We start from the raw sequence: 4,794 nt of genomic DNA on the forward strand, positions 1-4,794 counted from the left end.
GATCGGCCAGCTGCTGACGTCGTCCCACCACACACCTCCACGATCACGAGGTGTTGCGACGACCGATTGACTCCGCCTTGGGTGCCGCAGTCGGAGTGGTGGGTGGTGCCCGGCGCCGGGCGGCGGCGGCGCGCCATGGCCATGCCGACCGCATCGAGGACCAGCTCGGTGCGGATGTGGTCGGCCGTCGCCCAGCCGATGAATCGATGGCTGAAGGCGTCGACGACGACGGCCAGGTACAGCAAGTCCTCGTTGGTGCGCAGGTGGGGGATGTCGGTGACCCACAGCCGTTCCGGCCCCGGTCGCGGTGAAGGCCCGATGGACCAGGTCCGGGGCGGTGGCGGTCGCGACGGCGCGCTTGGGCGTACTTGCCTCGTCGGCGACGGTGGGCGCCTCCGATGCCGGTTAGGCGCACCGGCCGGGCGACGTGCTTGTGGCTCCAGGCGTGCTCGCGGGAGCGGACCTCGGCGGTCAGCCCGCGGGCGCCGTAGACGCCGGGCAGTGGGCGGCCCAGGCATCGCGGGCGGCGTTGGCGCGGTAGGCCTCGGCGATCTTTGCCGGGGTGGGGCCGTGGCCGCGCGCAGCGGAGGGCGTAGTAGGTGCTGGAGCTGACGGCCAGGACCCGGCACAGGGAGCGGATGCTGTAGCTGGTCTTGTTCGCGTCGATGAAGGCCAGCATCTGTTGGCGGTTCAGCGACCCGTCTTTGCGGCAAAGAAGACCGCGGCAAGTTTCCGGATCTCCTTCTCGAGCTCGAGCTCGGCGACCCGTCGGCGTAGTCGTGCGGGCTTGAGGCGTTCGTCCTCGGAAACGGCGCTGGCGCCGGCCGCGCGCTCCTTGCGGCGTGGGTGACCCAGTTCCGCAGCGTCTCGTGGTTGATGCCGAGCTCGCGGGCGACCTCGCGCATCCCATGGCCGCCGTCGATGACCAGAGCGGCCGCCTGCTCGCGGGACTCGATCGGCTAGGTACTCGTGCGTCTCATCAGGGACCTTCTGTCCTGGCTGTTGCCAAGTCTGGAGGTGTCCGACGTGCGGGGGTCACATCAGTCATGGACCCGCCGTCCCGTGCTCGAGGTAGTTGATCTGCACCGACTGCGGACGCTTGCGGGCAAGCAGGTCGTCGCGCTGCGGCTGCCGGACCTCGTAGAAGTCCCACAGCGCCTGCGTGGAGAGCAGGCCGTAGCGCTGGATCGACGGCCACGACTGCGCCTCGGCCATGTGGAAGAGGCGGGGCCAGCGGTCGGCGATCCCGTCGCCAAGCATGAGCGTCAGCGGACCACGTGAGAGCAGTGCCTGTCAGGCCGTCCCACGGTTCGGGGCTTCGGCAAGCGGTCCGACGCGGCCATCCTTAAGGACGTCCGGACGACGGAGTCGCGCCACTGCTCGTAGCGTGGGTCGAAGATCCACCGGCCGTCGCGGGCACACTGGCCGTGCTCCGCCAGCACTTCGTCGGTGCCAGGGGCCCCTGTGGTGGACGGCCCCGGTGAGGTCCTCGACGCGCTGCTCCTCGCGCTCGTCGCCGAGCACCTGGCAGACGGTCATCGAGACCAGCCAGCACGAGCCGTTCTCCTCGGTGGGGTCCGGCGCGAGGTCGGCGTCGCAGAGCCAGGCGATGTATCGGGCGGGGGTGTCGTGGTCGGTAGTCATGGTGATCTCCGGAGACTCGAGGTGGTGGAGCCGCGCCGGCTCCATCACGTCTAGGCATGGCGACCGACCCCGACGGGGGCGGCGACCACTCGTCACGCGGTCGGCCCAGCGGCGGAAGGGAGGCCGTCAACGCGGGCCTACGAACAAGGAGGCGTCCTCGCCGGCATCGTGGAAGCCATGCGCGGCACCATGTCCGCGGGCGTCCTCACCGCGGTGCGCTTCCACGACGAGGGAGGAACGGGCGTGAGCGAGTCACCACGCATGACCAACCGCCAGGTCGAAGACGCCGCGCTGGCGGCGGTCGTTGAGCATGAGCGGCGAGCTGACCGCGAAGCCCGCGACACGCGCGGGACCGGCGCCGCGGCCGACCTCATCAGCGGTGACCGCGTCATCGAGGTTAAGGCCTTCGGCGGGTCGGCCCGCGGGCAGGACCTCTGGCTGGAGCCGCGTCAGGTGGAGGAGGCGGACGCCAACCCATCGTTCTGGCTCTACGTCGTCGAGCACGTGCGCGACGGCGCGGACGCCACCACGGTGCTGGAGGTCGGCGGGGAGCAGCTCGCCGCGCTGCTTTCCTGCAAGCGCGAGCAGCGGTACTTCACCGTGCCGGTGCCCGTGGGCGTCTACGACGAGCTGCACCGCCCCTGAGGTGCGCTGCGCGCTTCCTGACGCGCTACGCGGGCGCCACCTCATCGCTGGCGGGTAGCGCCTTCGTCCCCGCCGCCGCGCTCGTCAGGACGGCGGCGCCTCGGAGCGTGAGAGCGAGCCGCTCGTCGTCCGGGATGGCCATCGACGCGGCGAGCAGCGCGGCGAGCGCACCCACCTGCTCGTCGGCGGTCTCGGGGTGGAAGGTCCACCGCACGTTCTCGTCGCGCGTGATGACGTCGATGCGGGCCCTGCCGCCTGTCTCGCCCGCCGTGGCTGCGCGGACGTAGCGCACGAGGTCGAGCGGGACGCTGCTCGCGAGCTTGCCGTGCTCGCGCAGATCACCAGGTTTCGCCGTGATGATCCGTCGGTCGGTGACGACGACGACCGCCGCCCACTTCTCCGGATCGAGGCGGCCGAGCAGGGCGGCGCCCTTGGCCAGGTCGTCGAGGCGGAAGGGGAAGGCCAAGCAGCGGACGACCTCGTCCCGGTCGAGCAGCCATCGGAGCACCCGCAGGTACGGCTCGTGGTCAAGGTCGGCCGGGGCGCAGACGGCCTCCGGCTCCTGCGGCGTAGGTGCCTGCGGGCGCAGGACGTCGGCGAGCGGGCGGACGGCGTCCAGCAGCTGCTGGCACGTCAGTCGGACGGCCTTGGCATCCTTGCGCTTCTGCCCGAGGGGCATGCCCGCGCGGCCCGGCAGCGAGGCGATGATCTGCAGCTCGCGCGTCAGCGAGTCGACGAGCGTCGTCGTCGTGGCGAGACCCGAGGCGAGCTCCTCCTGGGCGTCCCTGGTGATGACGTCGACGAGGCGCGCCTCTGCAGGGTCGTCAGCGCCAGCGGTCCTGGCGCGGCCCGCGCGCAGGGCCTGATAGGAGGTCCACCCCTTCAAGGACGACAGCAGGGCGTTGGCGTCGAAGACGATGGCTTCGGCATTCGTCTCCAGGTACTTGCGACGGTCCTGGGCGTCGCGCTTGTCGAGCTGCCGGACGTGCTCGACGACGTTCTCGCGGTAGAGGCCGAGCTGCTTGCGCAGCGGCGCCTCGCTGCCCGCGATGCTGTCCCAGAGCGACTCCGGGACGGCGCCGACCTCCCGCGCCTGCGCGACGACGCCGTCGACGGACGCGACGAGGCCCAGCAGCTCGGCCCACTGGTCGCGGCGGATGGTGGTGAGCACCTGCGTCGTCAGAGCGATGTTCGTGCTGACCAGCCCGCTGATCTCGCTGAGCTTCATCTGCAGCGCGACCATCGCGACGGCGGGGCCGATGACGGCGGCGACGGTCACGGGGTTCAGCGCCGCGACCGGCACGAGGCGCGCTTGCGCGATGATCTTGCCGTTCTTGAAGACGGCACCGAGGTGTGCGCCGTTCTTCATTGCGAGAGACGCCCCGCCGTCGACGAGGGCCTGCGTCTCCGCGCCGAGCCGGAATAGGCCCTGCGCGCTGGCGACGGCGTTGCCGACACCTCCGCTGGCCGTCGTCAGGACCCCGGCGGAGGCTAGGGCCGTCGAGATCCGCGCCCGGTCGTCGCTCGGCACCACACCGAAGTCGATTAAGTCGAGGCCCGCGGGCACGTCACCGAAGACGACCGCGATACCGGGGAGGATCTCCGCGAGGACCGTCGACGGCTCCGGCTCGCCCGCCTCCGGAGAGACCGCCGGCTCGACCTCCGAGGTCGTCCGCGGTCCCCCCTCGGCGGAACCGTGGCTGTCGAAGTCCGGCGTCGATGGCTCCTGCATGTGCGTCCTCCCCGTGGTGGGCCGGCTCGTGCCCGGCTCCGCGGGTGGACATTACGACGCAAGGCCGACGTCCGTGCCGAAGTCATCGGACATCACCCGACCGTCGCGACGTCGTCCTGGTGGGCCTAGAGGCACCCGGCAAGGACCGCACGAGGCGTGGCGCGCGGCGACGCCGTCACCCGCCGCCAGTCGCCGCGCGCCCGGGTGCTTAGTCCAGCAGCGGCAGCGTCACGTCCGCGATGAGCGCAGAGCCGATGAACGTCCCGATCAGCACGAGCACCCCGACGACGAGCAGCTTCCACCCGGACGTCTTGGCGATGGCGACCTCGCGCCGCGAGATCGCCAGCCCGGCGAAGGCGAGGCACGGCACGAACAGGGCGAGGAAGTCGATGTCGCCGACGACGCCGACCACGGCCTCGCCCCACGGGAGCATCGGCAGGCTGGCGACGATGCCGACGAGGGAGACCCACGCCACGCTCGGCAGCCGCAGGAACGGTAGAGCGCGGGTCAGCAGGATGCCGATCACGGCGATGAGCCCGAGGGCCAGCACGCCGGCGGCCGCGCGCAGGGCGGACAGGTCGGTGGCGATGAGCTGGGCGGCCCAGCCGAGGGGCAGGACGGCGAGGAGCGCCGTCATCTCGCTCGGCAGGGACAGCCGCTCGTCCTGGGTGTCGTCGACGTCGTCGACCGGCGTGGCGCTCACTGGTGCACCTTCTTCCTGTCCGGGCCCCAGGCAGGCAGGGTTCGGGCGCACCCCTGGTCCCCACCGGGCC

Annotated in this window: 5 protein-coding genes and 1 pseudogene; 1 reads left to right on the forward strand and 5 read right to left on the reverse strand. The window is 71.5% G+C overall.

Annotation, left to right across the window (positions count from 1 at the left end):
* The 3 genes and pseudogenes from Q0789_RS16475 to Q0789_RS16480 all read right to left on the reverse strand — a co-directional run.
* On the reverse strand, nt 1–245 hold a 245-nt coding region (locus Q0789_RS16475), incomplete at its 3' end, for a DDE-type integrase/transposase/recombinase (RefSeq protein WP_298807071.1).
* Nucleotides 246–827: 582 nt separating this feature from the next.
* Nucleotides 828–956 (reverse strand): annotated as a pseudogene (locus tag Q0789_RS16810) (transposase); the annotation flags it as partial.
* A gap of 88 nt (nt 957–1,044) precedes the next feature.
* A complete protein-coding gene (locus Q0789_RS16480; RefSeq protein ID WP_298807072.1) occupies nt 1,045–1,260 on the reverse strand; it encodes a hypothetical protein in 216 nt (71 codons plus the stop codon).
* A 561-nt stretch (nt 1,261–1,821) separates the two neighbouring features.
* On the opposite strand from Q0789_RS16480, the gene Q0789_RS16485 reads away from it, so the two are divergent.
* On the forward strand, nt 1,822–2,289 hold the full coding sequence (locus Q0789_RS16485) for a DUF3883 domain-containing protein (RefSeq protein ID WP_298807073.1): 468 nt from the start codon (nt 1,822–1,824) through the stop codon (nt 2,287–2,289).
* Between the two features lie 25 nt (nt 2,290–2,314).
* Here Q0789_RS16485 and Q0789_RS16490 read toward each other — a convergent pair whose 3' ends face one another.
* The gene (locus tag Q0789_RS16490) at nt 2,315–4,021 is read right to left on the reverse strand and encodes a hypothetical protein (protein WP_298807074.1); all 1,707 of its coding nucleotides are present in this window, start codon (nt 4,019–4,021) and stop codon (nt 2,315–2,317) included.
* 208 nt (nt 4,022–4,229) lie between these two features.
* The gene (locus Q0789_RS16495; RefSeq protein ID WP_298807075.1) at nt 4,230–4,724 is read right to left on the reverse strand and encodes a hypothetical protein; all 495 of its coding nucleotides are present in this window, start codon (nt 4,722–4,724) and stop codon (nt 4,230–4,232) included.
* Between the last annotated feature and the right edge of the window lie 70 nt (nt 4,725–4,794).

It is taken from the genome of uncultured Pseudokineococcus sp., assembly GCF_947499845.1.
In the GTDB taxonomy this organism is placed as follows: Bacteria; Actinomycetota; Actinomycetes; order Actinomycetales; family Quadrisphaeraceae; genus Pseudokineococcus.

Excerpts from the sequence above, each read along its gene's own strand:
- Q0789_RS16485 (WP_298807073.1), top strand. The coding sequence starts at position 1,822 with ATGCGCGGCACCATGTCCGCGGGCGTCCTCACCGCGGTGCGCTTCCAC.
- Q0789_RS16490 (WP_298807074.1), bottom strand. The coding sequence starts at position 4,021 with ATGCAGGAGCCATCGACGCCGGACTTCGACAGCCACGGTTCCGCCGAG.
- Q0789_RS16480 (WP_298807072.1), bottom strand. The coding sequence starts at position 1,260 with ATGCTTGGCGACGGGATCGCCGACCGCTGGCCCCGCCTCTTCCACATG.